Origin of the sequence: uncultured Parasphingorhabdus sp. (assembly GCF_963975735.1) — a bacterium.
Classification (GTDB): domain Bacteria; phylum Pseudomonadota; class Alphaproteobacteria; order Sphingomonadales; family Sphingomonadaceae; genus Parasphingorhabdus.
Genome location: NZ_CAXBIA010000002.1, coordinates 408484 through 431518, shown reverse-complemented (window position 1 = coordinate 431518; position 23035 = coordinate 408484). Strand labels below are relative to the sequence as shown.

Genomic DNA, 23035 nt, shown 5'->3' with positions numbered 1-23035 from the left:
AACGCTATTTATAACAGACCTTCTGTACCGCCGCGATAATCCGGGGCACATCGATCAGAGCCGCTTTCTCCAGATTAGCCGCATAAGGCAACGGGACATCTTCGTTGGTCACCCGGGTCACCGGCGCGTCAAGATCGTCAAATCCGTGTTCCATGCACAAGGCAATAATCTCGCTCGCAATCGAACAGACCGGCCAGCCTTCCTCGGCCACAACCATCCGGTTTGTTTTGGAGAGGCTTTTCAGCACCGTTTCGGTATCCAGCGGTCGCAATGTCCGGAGATCGATAACCTCCGCTTCAATCCCCTCGCCTGCCAGCGTGTCCGCGGCTTCAAGCGCCATACCGACACCGATGGAATAGCTGACGATGGTGACGTCGCTGCCTTCGCGCATGATCCGCGCCTTGCCGATCGGAAGCGTATAATCCTCGATCTGCGGTATTTCGAAAGACCGTCCGTAGAGCAGTTCGTTTTCCAGAAACACAACGGGATCGGGCGACTGGATCGCCGCTTTAAGAAGACCTTTGGCATCTGCCGCATCATAAGGCGCGATCACGATCAGACCGGGAACGGCCGCATACCATGGCGCATAATTCTGGCTATGCTGCGCGCCCACTCTGGATGCCGCACCATTGGGGCCGCGGAATACAATCGGGCAGCGCATCTGGCCGCCGGACATATAATTGGTCTTGGCTGCCGAGTTGATGATCTGGTCGATCGCCTGCATCGCGAAGTTGAAGGTCATGAATTCGACGACCGGTTTCAACCCGCCCATCGCCGCACCGGCACCGATGCCGGCGAAACCATGTTCGGTAATCGGCGTGTCGATCACCCGCTTCGGACCGAATTCTTCGAGCAGTCCCTGGGTGACCTTGTAGGCGCCCTGATATTCGGCGACCTCTTCGCCCATCACAAAGATCGTCCCGTCCTTGCGCATTTCCTCTGCCATCGCGTCGCGCAAGGCTTCCCGGACCGTGATCGAGACCAGCTCGGTTCCCTCTGGCACGGATGGATCATTGGCCCGCGATATCGGAGCCGGCGGTGCGACTTCCGTGATATCGGGCGCCGCTTCCTTTTCCGGTTCCGCCTTGGCTTCTTCCTGCACGGCGCTGACCGGTTCCGCTTCAGTCGCAGGACTGGCCTCTTCGTCTTCGCCTGCCATTTCGGCAATAACGGTTCCGACAGCAACCTCGTCGGTCCCGGCTGCGATCAATATTTTCGTGATCACGCCTTCGTCAATCGCTTCAAATTCCATTGTCGCCTTGTCGGTTTCAATCTCGGCGAGAATATCGCCGGAGCTGACTTCGTCGCCTTCCTTGACAAACCATTTGGCCAATGTGCCTTCTTCCATCGTCGGAGAAAGGGCGGGCATTTTCAGTTGGATCGCCATCAATATTGCTCCACCAGCACGTTGGTATAGAGTTCGGACAGTTCCGGTTCGGGTGATGCTTCAGCAAAGTCGGCCGCTTCAACCACAATTTTGCGAACTTTCTTGTCCAGCGCTTTCAAATCTTCTTCCTTCACACCCTGTTTCAGCAAGGCCACTTTCAAACGCTCGATCGGATCGGATTTCTCGCGCACATCCTGGACTTCGTCACGGCTGCGATATTTGGCCGGATCGGACATCGAGTGGCCGCGATAGCGATAGGTTTTAAGCTCCATCAATACAGGACCGCCACCGCTGCGCACGTCTTTCAGGACTTCTTCCACCGCACCGCGAACAGCCAGAACATCCATGCCGTCCACCTGCACGCCGGGAATGCGAAAGCTTTCGCCGCGCCGGTACAGCTGGTCTTCGGCGGACGAACGGTTGACGCTCGTGCCCATTGCATATTGGTTATTCTCGATCACGAAAATCACCGGCAATTGCCAGAGTTCCGCCATGTTGAAACTCTCGTAGACCTGTCCCTGGTTGGAAGCCCCGTCACCGAAATAGGCCAGACAGACACCGCCATCCTCTTTATATTTATGGGCAAAGGCCAGACCGGTGCCGAGCGAGACCTGGGCCCCGACGATACCATGGCCGCCATAAAAGCCATGCTCGACCGAGAACATGTGCATCGAGCCGCCCTTGCCTTTCGAAATGCCGGAAGCGCGACCGGTCAGCTCCGCCATCACGATCTTCGGGTCAATCCCGCAGGCCAGCATATGGCCGTGATCGCGATAGCCGGTAATGACACTGTCCTTGCCCGGGCTGATCGCCGTTTGCAGGCCGGTTACGACCGCTTCCTGACCAATATAGAGATGGCAGAATCCGCCAATCAGGCCGAGACCATAAAGCTGACCCGCCTTTTCCTCGAAACGCCGGATGAGCAGCATTTGCTCATAGAAATCCATCATTTCCGCTTTTGTTGCGTTATAAATGGGTGCGGTCAGCCCGCCCGTCGAATGGACGGTAGCTTTTGCTTTTGCCGGGGCTTTGGCTGGCGCACGCTTGGGCGCCGCAGGTTTCTTGACGGGAGTGGTTTTCCGGGGAGATTTTGCCACGCGAGCGGGATCCTTTTTTTGACGAAGGATCAGCATAGCCAAAACTTTTGCGTTACCCAAGTATTTAGACTCAGTGACCGGTTAAATAAACGAGATCACGGATAGAAACGGCTGACCGCTATTTCAGCGGAACGATTATCTCGTCGGGATGGACAACATTCACCTTCTTGCGCAGCAGCTCGCCGATCAGATCCGGGTCAGCGCCACGGGGGTCAAGCAACCGCACCCGGTTGTCGAGAGCAGCCCGTTCGGCTTGCAGTTTTGCCAGTTCGATTCCGCGTGTTTCCAGCTTGGCCTGATATTCGCCCCAGGCCAATACGCCGGTCGGTCCGAGCACGGCATAGCCGGCGATGGCAAGCAGAGTCATCAACGCGAATCCCGGCCCGAGGGCCGCTCTGATCAGATCCGTAATTTTTTCGCGTTGCGCCATAGAACAGTCTTGAATCAGAAAAGTGATTCGCTGGCAAGAGCATTAATATTTAAATCGGACAAACAGCGCCCAGCCGCCTCATAATAACGAGGAAACAGGAGTCAGTTGAAAATGGAACGCCCCGCGTAACGGGCGACGCTTCCCAGTTCTTCCTCGATCCGGATCAGCTGATTATATTTGGCCAGCCGGTCCGACCGCGCCAGGCTGCCGGTCTTGATCTGACCGCAATTGGTCGCAACCGCCAGATCGGCAATGGTGCTGTCTTCCGTCTCGCCGGATCGGTGCGACATGACCGCGGTATAAGACGCATTTTGGGCCATCCGGACGGCGGCCAATGTTTCCGACAAGGTCCCGATCTGGTTGACCTTGACCAGCAGCGAATTTGCGAGGCCATCGGCAATGCCCATCGACAGGCGCTCCGGATTGGTCACAAACAGATCGTCACCGACCAGTTGCACCGTATCGCCCACCGCATCGGTGATCAGCTTCCAGCCTTCAAAATCATCTTCCGACATGCCGTCCTCGATCGACTTGATCGGATAGTCTTTGCAAAGCGCGGCGAGATAGTCCGACATTTCTGCCGGGCTGAGCACTTTGCCCTCGCCGGAAATATGATATTTACCGTCCCGGAAAAATTCGGTCGCGGCGCAATCCAGCGCCAGCACCACTTCGTCACCGATCTTGAACCCGGCCTTTTCGACCGATGCCATGATGAAATCGAGCGCTTCGCGGGTCGAGCCGAGATTCGGCGCGAAACCGCCTTCGTCACCCACGGCTGTTGCCAGTCCTTTTTCGGACAGACCCTTTTTCAACGTGTGAAAGATTTCGGAACCCCAGCGCACCGCTTCGGAAAGACTGTCAGCGCCAACCGGCATGACCATGAATTCCTGAAAATCGATCGGGTTGTCGGCATGTTCACCACCATTGATGATGTTCATCATCGGCACCGGAAGAACATGGGCCGAAACCCCGCCGACATAGCGGTAGAGCGGCAGACCGCGAGCGTCCGCTGCAGCTTTTGCAGCAGCCAGGCTGACGCCCAATATCGCGTTTGCGCCCAGTCGCGCTTTATTCGGCGTGCCATCCAGCGCGATCATCGCCGCGTCCAGTTCTTCCTGGTCTTCGGCGTCAAAGTCGGTCAGCGCATCCTTGATCTCTCCGTTGACCGCTTCGATCGCCTTGAGAACGCCCTTGCCGAGATATTTGCTTTGGTCGCCATCGCGCAATTCAACCGCTTCATAAGCACCGGTGGAAGCGCCCGAAGGCACCGCCGCGCGACCGAAACTGCCGTCTTCAAGCAGGATATCGACCTCTACCGTAGGGTTGCCGCGGCTATCCAGAATCTGGCGGGCATGAAGGTCGATTATTGCGGTCATTGATAGGGCTCCGATTGAAGGGAAATAATGACCGCGACCTTATCGCGATGGCAGGCTTCTGGCAATCCATTGCCACTCTTTAATCGTTGCTTTGCCCCTTGATTCATAAGCAAATGATACCATGTCGATAGTAAGGGAACCGCAAATGGAACGCTTTCGGTTTGCGGAGTGTTGATAAGGGACAAGTCAGGAAGGAATATTCATCATGGTAGAAGCCAAGAAAACGGCCGCGAAGCCGGCGACAAAAGCGACGGCAAAGAAGCCCGCCGCCAAGAAAGCCACAGCCGGAAAAGCCGCTCCGAAAAAAGATACATCGGAAAAGCGGACCGCAAAGGCGCAAAAAGCTGCTCCGCTGAAAGCCGGAGCCACCAAGGCAGCGGCATCGAAAACCGATACGACCAGCGATTTCAAGGAACGCGCGATGACCAAAGCCAAATCGGCAGCCACGCAAGGCAAGGAACGGACCGGCAATGCAATCGAGAATCTGAGCAAGATGATCGAGGACAGCGCCAAAACGCTAGACAGTAATGTCGGTGAAAAATATGGCGACTATGCGCGTTCGGCTGCAGACGCCGTTTCCTCCTTCGCCGAAAAACTGAACGGCAAGGAAATCGACGACATGGTCGAGGACGCCCGCGGTTTCGTGCGGAAAAGCCCGGCCGTCGCCATTGGCGCAGCCGCAGTGGTCGGATTTCTTGTATCCCGTCTGATCAAATCAGGGATGGATGATCGCGACGCATGAGTGTAGCGTTGCGCCACCATATCGACGGGTGACGGATGCTGCAGAACAAGGATATCCCAGTTTTGGATGACGAGCGACCACCCGAAGAGACCGCGTCTGCCGTCGGCGACGAAGCTGAATCCAGAACTCTGGCGGCACAGCTGACCGGTCTGGTCGAAGATGTTCGGATATTGGCCCATGCCGAAGTCGAATATTATCGCACCAAATTGTCGGTCAATCTGGCGGCGACCAAGCGTGTCTTGCTGCTGTTCGGCATCGGACTGGTGGTTGGCATCATGGCAATTATCGCTCTTATCTTGGGGCTTTTGCTGGTCCTTTCGCAGCATGTCGGTCCTGTGGCGGCTACCGGCATCGTGACCGGATCGGCGCTGCTAATCGCTAGTGTCGCGATGGGAATGGCGATAAAACGGGCCAGGAAACTGCCGCTTGATGAAAATGATTCGTGAGAATATTGATGGCAAGAAATAACGACGAGATATTCAGCCTGCGAAGCCTGTCGATGGACCGGGATCAGGCGCGGGAAAATCTGAAGCAGGATACGGCCGCCACCAGAGAGCGGTTGAAACCGTCCAACCTGATGGCAGAAGCGAAAAGCAAAGCCGCGACGCGCGTCCGCAAGGCAGGCGAAAGCGCCATTAGCGGAGTCAGGGCCCACCCGGGCATTACCGCAACCGTTGCCGCAACCGCGACCCTGATCGCGATGCGCAGACCCATTGCCAGACTGATCGCCAACCAGAAGAAATCCGCGCCGGATCAAACCGAGGAATAGACTATGAACAAACTGACCGACAATATCGACAAAGCCCGCGCAGCGTCGCGGGAACGGCTTGAAACGGCAAAGGAAATCGCGGCCGAAAGCTCGATCGTCGCGCGCGAGAAAATGTCCGAAAGCAAGGCGCGGGCTGCGGCTCTGCTCGGCGAAGGACGCGAGAAAGCGGCCGAGAGCGTTGCGGCAACCAGAGACGCGGCGAAAAAGGCCGTGGCGAAATCCGAAGAAACAATATCCAGCAGCCCGCTCGCAATTGTCGCCGGTGGTGCCGCTCTGGGCATATTGATCGGGGCGCTGCTGCCGAAAAGCAAAGCCGAAGGCAAATATGTCGGTGGCGCAGGACGCAGGATCAACGAGACCGCGAGGACCGCCTATCAGGCAGCCAAGGAAGCAAGCCGCGACCAGATCGGCGAGATGGGACTGAGCAACGACAATATGCGCGCGCAGTTTAAAGATCTCTTTGGCAAAGCCATCGAGGCTGCTAAGACCGCGATGGCCGCAGCGCAGGATGCGGTGAAAGAAGAAAATCAGGGCAAAAAATGAACGAAGAACGCAGTAAAATTCATCTGGTCATGGGCGGACGGGTCAAGGATCCGCGCGGCATGGAATTTGTCAATCTCGACAAGATGGATCTCGTCGGAGTCTATCCCGACTATGAGGCAGCAGAGGACGCCTGGCGTTCAAAGGCCCAGATGACGGTTGACGATGCCGAAATGAAATATGTTGTCGTCCATCTGCACAAGCTGCTCGAACCGGACGTTCCGCTCGAAGCCTAGGCGCTTCGGAACCGCCATTCGAGCAAGGGTCTGGTCAGCACCAGACCGGCAACAAATCCGCCGATATGCGCAAAGATCGCGATGCCCTGAAGGTTGCCGCTGGTCGCCAGTCCGACCATCAGCTGGATGCCGATCCACGCCAGCGTCAGCCAGACGATGCGGACGACATAGCCGGGAACCGGGCCGACCGGATTGACCTTGTTTCGCGCGAACAGCAGCGCATAAGATCCCAATACCGCCGAAATAGCGCCGCTCGCGCCGATCATCGGAACCATCGAATCGCTCTCGACCGCATATTGCGCGAAAGCCGCCGCATAGGCGCCGACCACATAGAGGATCGCCATCAACTGTGGCCCCAGCGCCTGCTCGACAAAGCGGCCGCAGAACAGCAGCATTACCATGTTGAAGCCGAGATGCAGCAGGCCACTGTGCAGAAAGGCCGACGACAAAGGCGTCAGCCAGGCCGGTACCAGCCAGCCATAAGCGGACACATCAACAAGCTCTCCGCTCAGCCGGATCGGGAACATCCCGCCGCGCAGCAACGCATCCTGCTGCCAGCCAAAAATCCAGATCACCAGATAGATCAACACATTGGCGATGATCAGGCCATTGGTCAGTTTTCCGGCGGGCATGTTCATCTGGTTTAGATGAACTCGATCTTTTCGAGCAGAAAATATTTGTCGCCCGACGGCACCGTCACTTCGATATCGTCGCCGACGCTGCGGCCGATCAAGGCGCGGCCAATCGGTGAATTATAGCTGATCTTGCCAGCCTTGGCATCGGCTTCCGCCTGTCCGACCAGCTGATATTTTACCGGCTTGTCATTCTCGTCGAGCAAGGTCAGCGTCGCACCGAACACAGCCTTGTCACCGGACAGGGTCTTCGGATCGATGACCTGGGCGCGCGACAACTTGTCCTCGAGATCGCCAATCGTCGCCTCGACCTGGCCCTGGCGTTCCTTGGCCGCGTGATATTCGGCATTTTCCGACAGATCGCCGTGGGCACGCGCGGTTTCGATCGCGTCGACGATGATCGGACGCTCCAATTTCAGCGCCTTGAGTTCGGCCTCCATTTTAACATGGCCTTCGGCGAGCATTGGTACTTTTTCAACAGCCATTAGATTGGCCTTTCCTTACTGATACGCTGCCGATTTCTGCCGTGCAGCGTCTAAAACAGTTTTCCGGCGCCCCGCTTGGAAGGAACGCCCGCAGTGTGACAAAATGTCGGAAAATTAAGTCTGCGAAGCCTTATAATAGGACTGTAGCGCACGAACTTCAAGAGTCTGATCGCGCATCGCCTCAATCGCCTGCATTACCGCATTGCTGGCGGTGGCCGTCGTATAGATCGGAATCTTCCCGACCAGCGCCGCCGCCCGGATCGATTTGGAGTCCTTGAGCGACTGCCAGCCCTCGGTCGTGTTGAAGATCAGATTGACTTCACCGTCCTTGATCCGGTCGACAATATGCGGACGCCCCTCGGCGACCTTGTTGACTTTCTCGACCTTGATACCCTTCTCGGCCAGATAGTTTGCGGTTCCCGAGGTAGCGATGAGTTTGAAGCCCAGCTTCTCCGCCAGACGCGCCGCCGGTTCGATCACTTTCTTGTCGGTTTCCTTGACCGAGATGAAGATCGTCCCGCTGTCGGGCAATATCGCGCTGGCACCCAGTTGCGATTTGGCAAAGGCAATCGGGAAGCCCTGGTCGATGCCCATGACTTCGCCGGTGGATTTCATTTCCGGCGACAGGATCGGATCGACACCGGGGAAACGGTTGAACGGGAACACCGCCTCCTTGACCGCGGTATAATCGATATGCCGGTTGATCACGGGCAGGTCCTTCAGTTTCTCGCCGGCCATCACGCGGGACGCGATCTTGGCAATCGGCACGCCAATCGCCTTGGCGACGAAAGGAACCGTCCGGCTGGCGCGGGGATTGACCTCGATCAGATAGACTTCATTATTCTTGACCGCGAACTGGATGTTCATCAGCCCGCGAACCTTCAGGCCGAAAGCCAGCGCCTCGGTCTGCCGTTCCATTTCCGCAATAATCTCGTCGCTCAGACTGTATGGCGGGATCGAGCAGGCGCTGTCACCCGAATGGACGCCGGCTTCCTCGATATGCTGCAGCAAGCCGCAGACCACGACTTCGTCGCCGTCGCAAATCGCATCGACATCGACTTCGACCGCATCGCGCAGATATTGGTCGACCAGCACCGGACTGTCGCCCGACACCTGCACCGCCGTATTGATATAATTTTCCAGCTGGGCCGGTCCGTCGACGATTTCCATCGCCCGGCCACCGAGCACGAAGCTCGGCCGCAGCAGCACCGGATAGCCGATCCGGTCGGCGATTTTCACCGCTTCGTCGCGGGTCCGCGCCATGCCGTTTTCCGGCTGCTTGAGTTTCAGCTTGTGGACCAGCTTGGCAAAGCGCTCGCGGTCTTCGGCGAGATCGATCGCATCCGGCGAGGTGCCGAGGATCGGAATACCCGCGTCTTCCAGCGCCTGCGCCAATTTCAGCGGTGTCTGTCCGCCAAATTGCACAACCACACCGACCAGTTCGCCCGACTGCTGTTCGACGTGCAGGATTTCCAGCACATCTTCAGCGGTCAGCGGCTCGAAATAGAGCCGGTCGGACGTATCATAATCGGTCGAGACGGTTTCCGGGTTGCAGTTGACCATGATCGTTTCATAGCCCGCTTCGGACAGGGCGAAACAGGCGTGGCAGCAGCAATAGTCGAATTCGATCCCCTGCCCGATGCGGTTCGGTCCACCGCCGAGAATGACGATTTTCTTGCGTTCGGTCGGCTGCGATTCGCATTCCGGCGCGCCGAAGATCGGCGCTTCATAGGTCGAATACATATAAGGCGTCTTGGCTTCAAATTCCGCCGCGCAGGTATCAATCCGCTTGAACACCGGCCGCACGCCGAGCTTGTGGCGAAGGGCCCGCACATCGGCTTCGGTTGTCGCGCCCGCCATGGCGGCAAGCGCGTCATGAACCAGCCCGTGGCCACCGGCGACCGCGCGCCCTGCTCCACCGGCGACATGAACCGAATCGATCGCCAGCTTGGCCAGCCTTTGGTCGGAAAAGCCCATGGACTTCAGCTTGCGCAAAGGCTCCGCCTCGTTCGGCAGGCCATTGTCGAGTATGTCCTGCTCGACGTCGATAATCTCGCGAATTCTGGCGAGGAACCAGAGATCAAAACCGGCAATGTCGTGGATTTCCGCGTCGGTGAAGCCTTCGCGCATTGCCTGCGCCGCGACCAGCAGCCGGTCGGGCGTCGCCCGCGCCAGTTCTGCGGAGATATCTTCACGTGATGCACCGATCAGCGCCTCGACCCGGTTGAAGCCGTCGAGACCGGTTTCCAGACCGCGCAGCGCTTTCTGCATCGACTCGTGGATATTGCGGCCGATTGCCATGACTTCACCAACCGACTTCATTGCGGTCGAGAGCAAAGGCTCTGCGCCCTTGAATTTTTCAAAGGCAAAGCGCGGGATCTTGGTGACGATATAGTCGATGGTCGGCTCGAACGACGCCGGGGTCGCGCCGGTGATGTCGTTGACGATCTCGTCGAGCGTATAGCCGACCGCCAGTTTCGCGGCGACGCTGGCAATCGGGAAGCCGGTCGCCTTGGACGCCAGAGCGGAAGACCGCGAAACCCGCGGGTTCATCTCGATGACCACCAGTCGCCCGTCCTTCGGATTGACTGCGAACTGTACGTTCGAACCACCTGTTTCCACGCCGATTTCGCGCAGCACCGCGATGCTGGCGTTGCGCATGATCTGATATTCCTTGTCGGTCAGGGTCAGCGCCGGAGCGACCGTAATACTGTCGCCGGTATGCACGCCCATCGGATCGACATTCTCGATCGAGCAGATGATGATGCAATTGTCCTTTTTGTCGCGGACAACCTCCATCTCATATTCTTTCCAGCCGATCAGCGATTCATCGATCAGCACCTCGTTGGTCGGCGAAGCGTCGAGCGAGGTCCGGACATAATGGATGAATTCTTCGCGATTATAAGCGACGCCGCCGCCGGTGCCGCCCATCGTGAAGCTGGGCCGCATGATCGCCGGCAGTCCGATTTCCTCAAGAATTTCGAGCGCCTGCGCCTCGCTGTGCGCCACCGCGCTGCGCGGGCTTTCCAGACCGATCTTGTCCATCGCCCGCTTGAACTTCTCGCGGTCCTCGGCCTTGTCTATCGCCTCTGCGTCGGCGCCGATCATCTGAACCCCATATTTCTCGAGCACGCCCCGCTTGTTCAGCGTCAGCGCTGTATTCAGCGCCGTCTGCCCGCCCATCGTCGGCAGAATCGCATCGGGACGTTCTTTCTCGATGATCTTTTCGACAATTTCCGGTGTGATCGGCTCGACATAGGTCGCATCCGCCATTTCCGGATCGGTCATGATCGTCGCCGGGTTGGAATTGACCAGGATGATCCGGTAACCCTCCTCCTTCAACGCCTTGCACGCCTGCGTGCCGGAGTAATCAAACTCGCAGGCCTGTCCGATAACGATCGGGCCAGCGCCAATGATGAGGATGGATTTTATGTCAGTTCTTTTGGGCATTTAGGAAAAAAGTCCTCGACTTGAGCGTTCAAGATAATCGACTACTGCCATCTTTGCTGGTTCATCCAGCATCACTGGATCCAGATTCTTCAGTTCCCGACGAATGCCGTCAAGAATTTCTCCGCCAGTAGATCCGGCAGCTTTTGTTTCTTCAAGCGACCGAATTGCGGCTTTTAAATTCAAACGACTCAACTGACTCAGCACCGGTTCCAAATCAGACAGGTAATCACCGTCGAAATTCCACGCCATCACGCTGGATTCTCGTCAGAAATTTCGCCATTCTCGTTGCAGGCGAAGCAGCCCCAACCATCATGGTCGATGTCATATTCACTTTCGATCTCGAGGCATTTGCGGGTCAGTTCGCGGATCGTTTCGCGTTTGGTGTCGAGGTCAATCTGCAGTTCGACCACCCACTCGTCATCCTCGTTGGTGACCAGCGCCGAGCGAAAGCCCCATTTGGCCGCATCGTTCTTCAGTTTGTTGAGATCGGAGACCGCGCCGACAAATTGCACGTTAATTTCGCGCACAACATGCGACAAATCGCCGCCCGCTGCCATATTCTGCAGGATTTCGTCATCAATTGCCCATTCTTCGGCAAGGTGTGCTGGATCAATTGGGCCGCTCATTAGCTGAGACCTCCGACAAATTTCTCGAACAGATAGAAACTGTCCTGCGGGCCGGGGCTGGCTTCGGGGTGATATTGCACGCCGAAGGCGCGCTTGCCGATGATTTCGATGCCGCAATTGCTGCCGTCAAACAGGCTCTTGTGGGTTTCGTGAATATTGTCGGGCAGACTGTCACCGTCGACCGCAAAGCCGTGGTTCATGCTGGTGATCTCGACCAGACCTTCGGTCTTGGCCCAGCCGCCGCCGATCCGCTGCACCGGATGATTGGCACCGCGATGGCCCTGGTGCATCTTGACGGTCTTGGCACCTGCCGCCAGCGCCAGCATCTGGTGACCGAGGCAGATACCGAACATCGGCATATCCGCTTCCAGCAGCTGTTGGATCACCGGAACCGCATAGACGCCGGTCGCGGCCGGATCGCCGGGTCCATTGGACAGAAACACGCCTGCCGGCTTCAACGCCATAATTTCTTCATAAGAAGTTTCAGCAGGAACTACAGTAACTTTTGTGCCAGCCTTCACAAGGTTTCTGAAGATATTCCGCTTCGCACCATAATCGATCGCCACCACATGCGGGCGGCTAAAAGATGCTTCCAAATCTTCCAATGGTGCATAGCCATGGCCCAGTCGCCACATGCCACCCTTGTCCCAAAGCTGCGTCTGGTGCCCGGTCACTTCCTTGGCCAGATCCATGCCTTCCAGACCCGCCCAGGCCCGCGCCTGACCAAGCAATTCGTCGATATCGAACTTGCCCTCGGGATCATGAGCGATCACCGCATTGGGAGCGCCAGCTTCCCTGATCCGCCGGGTCAAAGCCCGCGTATCAACGCCGCTGATCCCGATCCGGCCCTGTTCGGCCATCCACTGGTCAAACGGCTTCTGGTCGCGGAAATTGGACGGTGCGGTAATATCCTCGCGGACGATACAGCCCAGAGCATGCGGGCTGTCCGCCTCGACATCCTCGTCATTTGTGCCGGTATTGCCGATATGGGGAAAGGTGAAGGTCACGATCTGCCCGGCATAACTGGGATCGGTCATCACTTCCTGATAGCCGGTCATCGCGGTGTTGAAGCAGACTTCACCAACCGCAGAACCGGTGGCACCAAAGCCCCTGCCCCAGATTATCGTGCCGTCGGCCAATACCAATATCCCTGTTGCACCCTCTGGAGCGGCGGGATTATGGTCATGGGTCATGGGCTGTTCCTTTGGGTCCGTCTTAGGCGCAAAATTTCATGGGACCTAGAACCAGATTTCTGGCGCCACAATCTATGAAAAATATTATCTTCCCGCTATAGTGGTCGCTTATTCCAAAAATATGAGGAACGCCATGATTCGCGATACCGTGAAAGCCGCGCAAATTGCCGCCATGAAGGCCGGTGACAAGGATCGCACCGCCGCGACCCGCAGCATATTGGCGAAGATCAAGGACAAGGACATCGAACTGCGCACCAAGGAAGATGGTCGCGACGACAATACTATCCTGATCGACGTGCTGCAAAAGATGGCCAAGCAACGCCGCGAATCGATAGACATGTTCGAATCCGGCGGCCGCACCGAGCTGGCCGCAGCGGAAAAAATGGAACTGGCAGTGATCGAGGAGTTCCTCCCCGCGCAGTTGAGCGACGAAGAAACCGCTGCGCTGATCGACGGCATCAAGACCGAACTCGGCGCCGACGGCATGAAAGACATGGGCCGGGTGATGGGCGAACTGAAAAAACGCCACGGCACCGAAATCGACATGAGCAAAGCCAGCGCGCTGGTGAAGGCAGCTTTGAGCTGAACTAAAAATCCCCCTCCCGCCTGCGGGAGGGGAGTTTGGTGGCCCTCGGCTTAATCCGGGGGATTAAGCTGCCAACAAACTGGGTGGGACTGAAAAGAAATAGAAGTGCCAGTTTTCAAACCAAGAAATACCAATCGCGCAAAATCCCTGCGCAACGCAGCCACACCGGCTGAACGAGAGCTTTGGAAATATTTATCGAGACGGCAGGTCGGCGGGCGCAAATTCAGCCGACAATTGCCCGTTGGGCCTTATTATGCTGACTTCCTGTGCCGCGAGCTGGGATTGATTATTGAAATTGATGGATATTCGCATGAAACGCAGCAAGACTATGAAACGCAGCAAGACTATGATGCGAAGCGAACAGGTGATCTTGTCGAGCATGGGTATAAGGTTATTCGATTCACAAATGATGATGTTTTGAGCAATATTGCGGGTGTAGTCGGGGAGATCGAGCGTGTGCTCGCTGATATCCCCACCCCTAACCCCTCCCGCAAGCGGGAGGGGGACCAATGACCCTCACCCCGCAATGGCTGGAAGAACTGCGATCGCGCGTCACCCTTTCCACGCTGATCGGGCGCACCGTCAAAATCCAGAAAGCGGGTCGCGAATATAAAGCCTGCTGCCCGTTCCATAACGAAAAATCGCCCAGCTTCACGATCAACGACGAAAAGGGCTTCTACCACTGCTTCGGCTGCGGAGCGCACGGCGACGCGATCAGCTGGATGACCGAACAGCGCGGTCTTGGCTTCATGGACGCGGTCAAGGACCTCGCCGCAGAAGCGCAGATGGAAGTCCCTGCCCCCGATCCCCGCGCGGCACAGCGTCAGGAGACCCGGGCAACCCTGCATGACGTCATGGCGGCAGCACAGGACTGGTTTGTCGCGCAATTCCAGGGAAGCGACGGCGCTGCAGCACGGGATTACCTGAAAAATCGCGGCATATCGGAAAGCACGATCCGCGAGTTCGGCTTCGGCTTTGCCCCCGATTCCCGCGGACGGCTAAAGGAGGCCCTTTCTGTCCATGGCGTGGACCAGCTGATCGAGGCCGGCCTACTAATCAAGGTCGACGGCAAAGATCCCTATGACCGGTTCCGCGGTCGCCTGATGATCCCGATCCGCGATCCGCGCGGCCGGGTGATTGCCTTCGGTGGCCGGATATTGGGCGATGGCGAGCCAAAATATCTCAACTCCCCCGACACGCCCTTGTTCGACAAAGGTCGCACGCTCTACAATCTCGACAAGGCATCCCCCGCCTCTCGCCAGACTGGCCGGATTTTGGTCGTCGAAGGCTATATGGACGCTATCGCTTTGGCCCAGGCCGGTTTTGCCGATGTCGTCGCTCCGCTCGGCACGGCGCTGACCGAGCATCAGATCGAACGCATCTGGAAGATGGTCGAGGCGCCAATCCTCTGCTTCGACGGTGACAATGCCGGACAGAAAGCCGCGATGCGCGCCGCCCTGCGCGCCTTGCCGATATTGCGGCCTTCGCACAGCCTGCACTTCATTTCCCTCCCCGCCGGTCAGGACCCCGATGATCTGATCCGTTCCGACGGTGCCCATGCTTTCGCCTCCCTGATCGCCAAGCCGCAGACGCTGGACGATAAAATCTGGCAGGTGGAATATGACGCCGAACCGCTCAACACCCCGGAAACCAAGGCGGGCCTGAAAAAACGCCTCTCCGATCATGTCCGCGATATTGCCGATCAGGATATTGCCCAGCATTATCGCCAGGAATTTCACGAACGCTATCAGGCCGCCTTTTTCGCCCAGAAAGACAATCGGTCCGAAGGGCGGTTCACCCCGAATAAAGGCCGCAAGTTCCCGTCCAAATTTGTCTCGTACAAACCGCTGGAGGAAACAAAGAGCTTTTTGATCGAAGGTTATGACCTGCAGATTGCCAAGGGCATATTGGGTGGTTTAATCCGTCATCCGTGCCGGATTTCCAGCCATTTCGAAGAGTTGAACGCAATCAAACTTGCCGATTCGCAGCTGCAGATGTTGCTCGGCGAATTAATCAATGTCGCAATGCGCAAAGAAACGCTTGATATGCAGGGCCTTCTTACCATATTGGAAAAGACAGATTGTTATAATGTCGCAAAAGGGCTGTTACGGGCCGACGCGCTGAATTTCACTTTCAACCGCAAAATGCCAGACGATGCCCCTTCGCTTTTGATCGAACGGGCGCATAAGGATCTGGCAGAAGCGATAAAAGTGGTGACAGCGCGCCCCGGACTGGAAGCAGCTCTGGCAGAGGCAACGCGGCGGTATATGGATGAACTCACGGAAGAGAGCCAGGCCGAGCAGCAGCGCCTCCGGGAAGCGAAGCAGTTATTTCACGAGCGATTGGTCGAGCTGACCCAGATCGACGACGCAGTATAGTTTTAAATTAGGGGCCTGAGCCATTGGCAAGTAAAGCGAAAAATTCCAAAGCCGAAGACGAACCGTTGATTGACCTCAACGATAGCGCCATCAAGAAACTGATCGCCCAGGGCAAGAAGCGCGGCTATCTGACGATTGACGAGCTGAACGAAGCTTTGCCCCAGGACCAGAACGAGCAGATCGAGGACGTCATGTCCGCCATCTCCGAAATGGGCGTCCGGATTGTTGAAAATGACGAAGAAGTTGCCGAAGAACTGGGCGGCGATGAAGTTGAATCGATTGACGGCAAGGACAAAGAGAAGAAATCCTCTGCCGCCGTTCCGAAAAAAGCGGCAGCCGACCGCACCGATGATCCGGTGCGCATGTATCTGCGCGAAATGGGCGCCGTGGAATTGCTCAGCCGCGAAGGCGAGATTGCCATTGCCAAGCGTATCGAAGCTGGCCGCGACACCATGATCTGGGGCCTGTGCGAAAGCCCGACAACATTTAACGCCATCATCGAATGGTCGACAGCGCTCAACGACGGCGAAATGCAGTTGCGCGAAATTCTCGATCTCGACGCCATGCTCTCCAAGGATCCTGTCCCGGAAAACCTGGAAGAAGACGACGATGATGACGGCGAAATCAGCGAGAAGACCGCTGGCCCGTCGTTCAAGGATGATGATGAAGTCGAGGACGAAGAATCGGCCGACGGCGAAAATGATGACGAAGCCGAACTGACCGAACGCCGCACCAAGCGCGTGGTCGAAGAGGAGGAAGAAGACAACACCCTCTCACTCGCGCAGATGGAAGAAGCTCTGAAACCGGACGCGCTGGAAAAATTCGCGCTGATCACTTCAGTGTTCAAGAAATTTTCCAAATTGCAGACGACCCGGCTGGACTCGCTGGCTGCGGGCAAGGATTTCCCGACAGCTTCCGAGAATAAATATCACGATTTGCGCGAAGAATTGACCGCGCTGGTCGAAAGCGTGCAATTTCACGCCAACAAGATCGAATTTCTCGTCGACCAGCTTTACTCGTTCAATCGCCGGCTGACCACATTGGGCGGGCAGATGCTCCGTCTGGCCGAGCGGCACAAGGTTCCACGCCGTGCATTTCTGGAAAGCTATGTCGGCAACGAACTCGACGACGGCTGGCTCACCGGCATGGCCAAGACCGACAAGAAATGGGCGGCCTTCGTCGAAAAAGAAGCCGAAGCGGTTGACCGCATCCGCGCAGAGATTTCCGACATCGCCAATGCTACCGGCACCTCGCTGGTCGAATTCCGCCGCATTGTGAACATGGTCCAGAAAGGCGAACGCGAAGCGCGTATTGCCAAGAAGGAAATGGTCGAGGCCAATCTCCGTCTCGTAATTTCGATCGCCAAAAAATATACCAACCGCGGCCTGCAGTTTCTCGATCTGATCCAGGAAGGCAATATTGGCCTGATGAAAGCGGTCGACAAGTTCGAATATCGTCGCGGCTACAAGTTCAGCACCTATGCGACATGGTGGATTCGCCAGGCGATCACGCGGTCCATCGCCGATCAGGCGCGGACCATCCGTATCCCGGTTCATATGATCGAAACGATCAACAAGCTGGTCCGCACAAGCCGTCAGTTCCTCCATGAGCAGGGCCGCGAGCCGACTCCGGAAGAAATGGCCGAACGGCTCTCCATGCCGCTGGAAAAAGTGCGCAAGGTGATGAAAATTGCCAAGGAACCGATTTCGCTCGAAACCCCAATTGGCGACGAAGAAGATTCGCATCTCGGTGATTTCATCGAAGATAAAAATGCGATCATTCCTGTCGATGCGGCAATTCAGGCGAACCTGAAGGAAACCGTGACTCGCGTTTTGGCCAGCCTGACCCCTCGGGAAGAACGCGTGCTGCGCATGCGCTTCGGAATCGGCATGAATACCGATCACACGCTCGAAGAAGTTGGCCAGCAGTTCAGTGTTACGCGCGAACGTATCCGGCAGATTGAAGCCAAGGCATTGAGAAAGCTGAAACATCCTAGCCGCAGCCGTAAAATGCGCAGTTTCCTGGATCAATAGCCATAGGTTTTGGCGCTGATCATCATGGTTTGTAATTCCCTAACGGCCAATAAACCGGCTCTTTAGGAATAGCCTGTATACCCGAAATCTGACGAAGGTGCCCAACGCATATTCGTGACAATTCTGGGGATATCGGACACACGATGCTAGGACATAAAGCACATTCTACAACAGCGCACAGCTTCGCTGAGCATGTTGGCGCTAATGGCAGTGACACAACACCCTATGTCCGGTTGATCGCCGAAGATTTCTCGATTCTATCCGGTGCCGATATTGCCGATATTGCCCATTTTCTATGCGTTTTGCACGGGCGCCATCCGGGTGTAATCGATCAAGCTGCCACCAAAACGGCTGACGATGCCGCTCGCTCATGGCTGATTCAGGCAACGGATGGATTTGCGGCCGAGCGATCATTTCTGACCAAATTGACGGTAGCTGCCGGACCGATTTCGGGCGTTAGCGCGACCGACCAGAGCAACGCGGCAGTCTTTGGTCAACGCAAAGCGCTGGATATGCTTTCCCAATCCGATCGCAACGGATGCGCGATCGGAGCAGCCATTGCACTGGTTTCCGACTGGCATTCGATAAGGAAGATTCTGGAACGGATCGCGCTGCGTGTCGGCGTTGAAGCCCGTTCGTCCTCACTGCCGGATCTAACCATGACTTCAATTCTCAAAGACCAGTTATCGGAATCTCCGGCAGTCGAGCGGGCTTTGAATTTCGGAGCCGAACAGTTGTTCAACCAGCACCGCGGCCTTTGGCAACTGCTGGAAGCACGCCGAAACACACGCCTTTCCCAATAATCACGTGCAATTTTTCTCTGTTCTTAACTAAATGATTAACTTGCCTACATTCCGGCTTTTCCCTATCGCCTGTGCTTTGACGTTCACGGCAAGGAATAGAAAATCATGCGTTTTGACGGTACCAAGGACTATGTTGCAACCGATGATCTGAAGGTTGCTGTCAATGCTGCCATGACCCTCCGCCGCCCGCTGCTCGTCAAAGGCGAGCCTGGCACCGGCAAAACGGTACTGGCCTACGAGATTGCCAAAGCAATGGGGACGCCACTCATCGAGTGGAATGTAAAATCCACCACAAAAGCGCATCAGGGCCTGTATGAATATGATGCGGTGGCCCGTCTTCGTGATGGCCAGCTGGGCGATGAACGCGTGCATGACATTTCCAACTATATCCGCAAGGGCAAGCTGTGGGAGGCCTTTACCGCTCCCGAACTGCCCGTGCTGTTGATCGACGAAATCGACAAAGCGGACATCGAGTTTCCAAATGATCTCCTTCAGGAACTCGACCGCATGGAATTCCATGTTTACGAAACCAAAGAGACGATCAAGGCGGTCGAACGGCCAATTGTGATCATCACCTCGAATAACGAGAAGGAACTGCCCGACGCATTCCTGCGCCGTTGTTTCTTCCACTATATCAAATTCCCGGATCGCGAGACGATGCAGGAAATCATCAACGTCCATTTCCCCGACATCCAGGGCATATTGGTCAAAAAGGCGATGGATATCTTTTACGATGTCCGTGACGTCCCCGGCCTCAAGAAGAAACCGAGCACCAGCGAATTGCTGGACTGGCTGAAGTTGATCCTCAACGAGGATATGCCGCTCGAAGTGCTCCAATCGAAGGATAGCAGCAAGGCGATCCCGCCGTTGCACGGTGCGCTGCTGAAGAACGAGCAGGATGTGATGCTGTTCGAACGCCTGGCATTTATGGCAAAACGCGAAGCGCGCTAGGCAAAGGCACAGAAGATGTTCTTTAACTTCATGGACGAACTCAGAGCCGCCGGCATTTCGGCTTCGCTCAAGGAACATCTGGTGCTGCTCGAGGCGCTTGAAAAAGACGTGATCCGGCGCAGTCCGGAGGAATTCTATTATCTGTCCCGCGCTACCTTCGTGAAGGACGAAGGTCTGCTCGATCGCTTCGATCAGGTTTTTTCAAAAGTCTTCAAAGGCATAGAAACTTCCTACGGCACGCAGGAAGAAGATATTCCGCTCGACTGGCTGAAAGCGGTCGCCGAGAAATATCTGTCCGAAGAGGAAATGGAAAAGATCAAGTCTCTCGGCAGCTGGGACGAGATCATGGAGACGCTGAAAGAGCGGCTCGAAGAACAGGAAAAGCGGCACGAAGGCGGTAGCAAGTGGATCGGCACGGGCGGTACCTCTCCCTATGGCAATTCGGGTTATAATCCAGAAGGCGTCCGGATCGGCGGCGAAGGCGGGCAGAAAAAGGCAATCAAGGTCTGGGACAAGCGCGAATTCCAGAATCTCGACAACACCAAGCTGCTCGGTACGCGCAATATCAAGGTTGCACTCCGCCGCCTGCGGAAATTTGCCCGCGAAGGCGCCGCTGACGAGCTGGACATTGACCGGACGATCAACGGTACCGCCAAACAGGGCTGGCTCGACATCCATATGCGGCCAGAACGGCACAATGCGGTAAAATTACTACTTTTTCTGGATGTGGGTGGCTCGATGGATCCGTTCATCAAGCTCTGTGAGGAATTGTTCAGCGCGGCGACCACCGAGTTCAAAAATCTCGAATTTTTCTATTTCCACAATTGTCCTTATGAAGGGCTGTGGAAGGATAACCGTCGGCGCTTTTCCGAACGCACCAACACGTGGGATGTCCTCCACAAATATGGTCATGACTATAAGCTGATCTTCGTCGGGGACGCGTCGATGAGTCCCTATGAAATCACCCACCCGGGCGGTTCTGTCGAACATTTCAATGAAGAAGCCGGGGTGACGTGGATGCAGCGGCTGACCAACACCTACCCTGCGGCAGCGTGGCTCAATCCGGTGCCGGAAAAGCAATGGGGCTATTCACAGAGCGTCAAAATCATTCGCGAACTGATGAACGACCGGATGTACCCGCTGACGGTTGATGGTCTGAGCGATGCGATGAAGGAATTGACCCGGAAGCAGGGTTAGGCTTCTACCGCCAATAATGTCGTGCCGTCATATTTTTCGGCGGCCGGTTCGAAGATTTCGGACTTTTCGAAATGCAGGTCTTCCACGCGAACATCTTTCAAACCCGAAAGTTTGAACGTTCCGATCTTGATCTCTTTCGGCGGCAGCCCGTCTTTCTCTAGCGGCACAGCATCGACGTACATTTCGTCATGCCGGGTATAGAGAATATGCGGCGCCAGCTTGAACGTCGTATTATTATAGGTCGCGGCCACACATTTTTTCAGTGCGACGCCTTCGAAGATTTCTTTGCTCGGTAACATTGTGGCAAATTACCAGATTTTCGGTCAAATGCAATAATTATGTTGCAGTGCAGCATTATTAATAGAGGAGGAAATCTCCCAGCATCTGCACCCAAGCGCGTTCATCAGGCGCGGCGATGGCATCAAGATCATTGGCGATTGCCGATGGATTTTCGATCCACTCGCGCAACGCCGTTCCCCCGTTTATCACGTCGAATGCCAGCCTGCCTTCTTCATATTCATAAGGAAAGTCCCGCCATAATTCATATCCGGGATAGAGTTTCCCAATTACTTTCAGAGCCAGCGCCTGAAGCCGCCAGGGACGAAAAGATCCATGGTCATAAAATGGGCCCTCGGCGTGAATCTGGACCCCGTTGCACAACTTTGCCTGATGCTTGTGGAATGTCGGTTCAAACCAGATTTCCCGCAGCGCACAGCCTTTCAGCCATTGTGGTGCTTTCCGCTGCATCTCGGCAATGACCGCGCGGGCGTCGATATCCGGCGCGCCAAATAGCTCCAGCGGTCGGGTGGTGCCGCGCCCCTCGGAGAGATTGGTCCCTTCCAGCATCACGGTTCCTGCATAGGCTCTCGCCATATTGACGTTCGGTGCATTGGGGCTGGGATTGATCCAGATACGATCAACCGGCCAGCCGTAACCAGGGCCTCCCGGCTGCCACCCCTGCATCTCGATAACCTGATAATCGACATTGAGGTTAAAATGACTGATCATCCAACGCCCCATTTCGCCCATAGTCAGTCCGTGCCGCATCGGCATCGGCCCTGCCCCGACAAAACTTTCCCATCCCTCCTCGAGGAGCGTGCCTTCGATAGGCCTTCCCGCCGGATTGGGCCTGTCCAGCACCCATACCGTCTTGCCGTGCTCCGCTGCCGCTTCCAGCATATATCGCAGAGTGGTGATGAAAGTGTAGATTCGGCAACCGAGATCCTGAAGATCAATCAGGATGACATCGAAAGTGCCCATTGACTGACCTGTCGGTCGCCGGACTTCGCCGTAGAGACTGAAGACCGGAATGTCGTGAACCGGATCATTATAGTCGGGCGATTCGATCATATTATCCTGCTTGTCGCCGCGCAGGCCGTGTTGCGGACCGAAAGCCGCCGTCACGTTAATGCCGTCAATCGCCGATAATGCATCGAGGCTATGAACAAGATCCTGTGTCACCGAAGCCGGATGCGCAAGCAACGCAACCCGCTTGCCGGCCAATGGCCGTCGCAGATCCGCGTCTTCAATCAGCCTGTCTATTCCAAATTTCATCAACGTTCCGCTGCCTCCATTTTGAGCGTAAAACCATTCCGGTGATGGAAATCCGGATTAGCGGCAGGATGCGCCAAAGCCCAGAGTGATTTCTCGCCATTTTGCATTTCGATAACCGCAGACAGGCCCGCATCGAATTCTTGGCCCACCCGCATATCGGGCAATCCGAAGGTTACTTCGAGAGCCATATGTGTGTCGCTGAAATCCATATATATTTCGGGTGGTTGAGCCAGTGCGAGCGGATTCATTCCGTCTCGGTAATGATCAAAGCCGTAAGCCGCCCAATTGCCGGACGGAGAAAAATTGAACTCGCTGTAGCGCTCGGTTCCCGGCTCACCGAGGAAGAGTTCGAAACAGGTATTTTGCCACAAATCATCCATTCGTCCGGACTGATCCAGATCGTCTGGCAAGCGGACTTCCCCGACATTCCCGTCGGCGTGATATCTCAGCCATATGACACCAGTCTCGGACATCGACCATTCAACCGTGATTTGGTCGATCGCCGATTGCGGAGTCATCGGATGGCATTGCAAGTTCAAACGCATATTGCGACTTTCGTTGTCCCCATGT

At 56.1% G+C, this 23035-nt stretch carries 25 protein-coding genes; 12 read left to right on the top strand and 13 right to left on the bottom strand.

The features are described from left to right. Positions 1-4 precede the first annotated feature (4 nt). From AACZ86_RS05580 to eno, 4 genes are all read right to left on the bottom strand, one after another. Positions 5-1387, bottom strand: a complete 1383-nt coding sequence (locus AACZ86_RS05580; RefSeq protein ID WP_339690131.1) for a pyruvate dehydrogenase complex E1 component subunit beta — start codon at positions 1385-1387, stop codon at positions 5-7. After that, entirely contained in the window at positions 1387-2484 is a 1098-nt protein-coding gene (pdhA, locus tag AACZ86_RS05575; protein WP_339690130.1) for a pyruvate dehydrogenase (acetyl-transferring) E1 component subunit alpha, read from the bottom strand. The genes AACZ86_RS05580 and pdhA overlap by 1 nt, the downstream gene beginning before the upstream one ends. Positions 2485-2602: 118 nt before the next feature. After that, positions 2603-2914: a septum formation initiator family protein gene (locus AACZ86_RS05570; RefSeq protein WP_339690129.1), complete on the bottom strand. Its 312-nt coding sequence runs from the start codon at positions 2912-2914 to the stop codon at positions 2603-2605. A gap of 101 nt (positions 2915-3015) precedes the next feature. Then, positions 3016-4290, bottom strand: coding sequence for a phosphopyruvate hydratase (gene eno, locus AACZ86_RS05565; protein WP_339690126.1), 1275 nt, complete (start codon positions 4288-4290; stop codon positions 3016-3018). Positions 4291-4495: 205 nt separating this feature from the next. Here eno and AACZ86_RS05560 point away from each other — a divergent pair, with 205 nt between their 5' ends. Genes AACZ86_RS05560 through AACZ86_RS05540 form a run of 5 tightly spaced genes read left to right on the top strand, consistent with a single transcriptional unit; the run spans position 4496 to position 6577 of the window. Then, on the top strand, positions 4496-5032 hold the full coding sequence (locus AACZ86_RS05560; protein ID WP_339690124.1) for a hypothetical protein: 537 nt from the start codon (positions 4496-4498) through the stop codon (positions 5030-5032). 35 nt (positions 5033-5067) lie between these two features. Continuing rightward, positions 5068-5478, top strand: coding sequence for a phage holin family protein (locus AACZ86_RS05555; protein WP_339690122.1), 411 nt, complete (start codon positions 5068-5070; stop codon positions 5476-5478). Between the two features lie 8 nt (positions 5479-5486). Further along, positions 5487-5801 carry a hypothetical protein gene (locus tag AACZ86_RS05550; protein ID WP_339690121.1) on the top strand — a complete coding sequence of 105 codons (315 nt, stop codon included), beginning with the start codon at positions 5487-5489 and terminating at the stop codon, positions 5799-5801. Positions 5802-5804: 3 nt separating this feature from the next. Further along, a complete protein-coding gene (locus AACZ86_RS05545) occupies positions 5805-6344 on the top strand; it encodes a hypothetical protein (RefSeq protein ID WP_339690119.1) in 540 nt (179 codons plus the stop codon). Further along, positions 6341-6577, top strand: a complete 237-nt coding sequence (locus AACZ86_RS05540; protein WP_339690117.1) for a DUF4170 domain-containing protein — start codon at positions 6341-6343, stop codon at positions 6575-6577. The genes AACZ86_RS05545 and AACZ86_RS05540 overlap by 4 nt, the downstream gene beginning before the upstream one ends. Here AACZ86_RS05540 and AACZ86_RS05535 read toward each other — a convergent pair. The 6 genes from AACZ86_RS05535 to carA all read right to left on the bottom strand — a co-directional run bounded on the left by AACZ86_RS05535 (position 6574) and on the right by carA (position 12963). Beyond that, complete coding sequence (locus AACZ86_RS05535; RefSeq protein ID WP_339690116.1) at positions 6574-7209, bottom strand: rhomboid family intramembrane serine protease; 636 nt, start codon at positions 7207-7209, stop codon at positions 6574-6576. The genes AACZ86_RS05540 and AACZ86_RS05535 overlap by 4 nt on opposite strands. A gap of 11 nt (positions 7210-7220) precedes the next feature. After that, positions 7221-7694 (bottom strand): transcription elongation factor GreA, encoded by a 474-nt coding sequence (gene greA, locus AACZ86_RS05530; protein WP_339690113.1) that lies wholly within the window; start codon positions 7692-7694, stop codon positions 7221-7223. Positions 7695-7808: 114 nt separating this feature from the next. Further along, the gene (gene carB, locus AACZ86_RS05525) at positions 7809-11144 is read right to left on the bottom strand and encodes a carbamoyl-phosphate synthase large subunit (RefSeq protein ID WP_339690111.1); all 3336 of its coding nucleotides are present in this window, start codon (positions 11142-11144) and stop codon (positions 7809-7811) included. Continuing rightward, a complete protein-coding gene (locus AACZ86_RS05520) occupies positions 11145-11393 on the bottom strand; it encodes a hypothetical protein (RefSeq protein WP_339690110.1) in 249 nt (82 codons plus the stop codon). Continuing rightward, positions 11393-11770, bottom strand: coding sequence for a ribonuclease E inhibitor RraB (locus AACZ86_RS05515; RefSeq protein WP_339690108.1), 378 nt, complete (start codon positions 11768-11770; stop codon positions 11393-11395). The genes AACZ86_RS05520 and AACZ86_RS05515 overlap by 1 nt, the downstream gene beginning before the upstream one ends. Beyond that, the gene (gene carA / locus AACZ86_RS05510; RefSeq protein ID WP_339690106.1) at positions 11770-12963 is read right to left on the bottom strand and encodes a glutamine-hydrolyzing carbamoyl-phosphate synthase small subunit; all 1194 of its coding nucleotides are present in this window, start codon (positions 12961-12963) and stop codon (positions 11770-11772) included. The genes AACZ86_RS05515 and carA overlap by 1 nt, the downstream gene beginning before the upstream one ends. Before the next feature lie 133 nt (positions 12964-13096). Between carA and AACZ86_RS05505 the strand changes: the two genes are divergently transcribed. The 7 genes from AACZ86_RS05505 (at position 13097) to AACZ86_RS05475 (ending at position 20911) form a co-directional block, all read left to right on the top strand. Then, positions 13097-13549, top strand: a complete 453-nt coding sequence (locus AACZ86_RS05505; protein ID WP_339690104.1) for a GatB/YqeY domain-containing protein — start codon at positions 13097-13099, stop codon at positions 13547-13549. Positions 13550-13654: 105 nt separating this feature from the next. Beyond that, complete coding sequence (locus AACZ86_RS05500; protein ID WP_339690101.1) at positions 13655-14062, top strand: DUF559 domain-containing protein; 408 nt, start codon at positions 13655-13657, stop codon at positions 14060-14062. Next, on the top strand, positions 14059-15927 hold the full coding sequence (dnaG, locus tag AACZ86_RS05495; protein ID WP_339690098.1) for a DNA primase: 1869 nt from the start codon (positions 14059-14061) through the stop codon (positions 15925-15927). Before AACZ86_RS05500 ends, dnaG begins: the two co-directional genes overlap by 4 nt. Before the next feature lie 23 nt (positions 15928-15950). After that, a complete protein-coding gene (rpoD, locus tag AACZ86_RS05490) occupies positions 15951-17960 on the top strand; it encodes an RNA polymerase sigma factor RpoD (protein WP_339690095.1) in 2010 nt (669 codons plus the stop codon). A gap of 143 nt (positions 17961-18103) precedes the next feature. After that, positions 18104-18763: a hypothetical protein gene (locus AACZ86_RS05485; protein WP_339690092.1), complete on the top strand. Its 660-nt coding sequence runs from the start codon at positions 18104-18106 to the stop codon at positions 18761-18763. A 105-nt stretch (positions 18764-18868) separates the two neighbouring features. Further along, positions 18869-19714 (top strand): MoxR family ATPase, encoded by an 846-nt coding sequence (locus AACZ86_RS05480; RefSeq protein WP_339690089.1) that lies wholly within the window; start codon positions 18869-18871, stop codon positions 19712-19714. Between the two features lie 15 nt (positions 19715-19729). After that, the gene (locus tag AACZ86_RS05475) at positions 19730-20911 is read left to right on the top strand and encodes a VWA domain-containing protein (protein ID WP_339690087.1); all 1182 of its coding nucleotides are present in this window, start codon (positions 19730-19732) and stop codon (positions 20909-20911) included. Here AACZ86_RS05475 and AACZ86_RS05470 read toward each other — a convergent pair. Genes AACZ86_RS05470 through AACZ86_RS05460 form a run of 3 tightly spaced genes read right to left on the bottom strand, consistent with a single transcriptional unit; the run spans position 20908 to position 22983 of the window. Beyond that, positions 20908-21210, bottom strand: a complete 303-nt coding sequence (locus tag AACZ86_RS05470) for a hypothetical protein (protein ID WP_339690084.1) — start codon at positions 21208-21210, stop codon at positions 20908-20910. The two genes, AACZ86_RS05475 and AACZ86_RS05470, sit on opposite strands and share 4 nt — an antisense overlap. A 58-nt stretch (positions 21211-21268) precedes the next feature. After that, on the bottom strand, positions 21269-22465 hold the full coding sequence (locus tag AACZ86_RS05465; protein WP_339690082.1) for a DUF1343 domain-containing protein: 1197 nt from the start codon (positions 22463-22465) through the stop codon (positions 21269-21271). After that, the gene (locus tag AACZ86_RS05460) at positions 22465-22983 is read right to left on the bottom strand and encodes a DOMON-like domain-containing protein (protein WP_339690079.1); all 519 of its coding nucleotides are present in this window, start codon (positions 22981-22983) and stop codon (positions 22465-22467) included. Before AACZ86_RS05460 ends, AACZ86_RS05465 begins: the two co-directional genes overlap by 1 nt. Between the last annotated feature and the right edge of the window lie 52 nt (positions 22984-23035).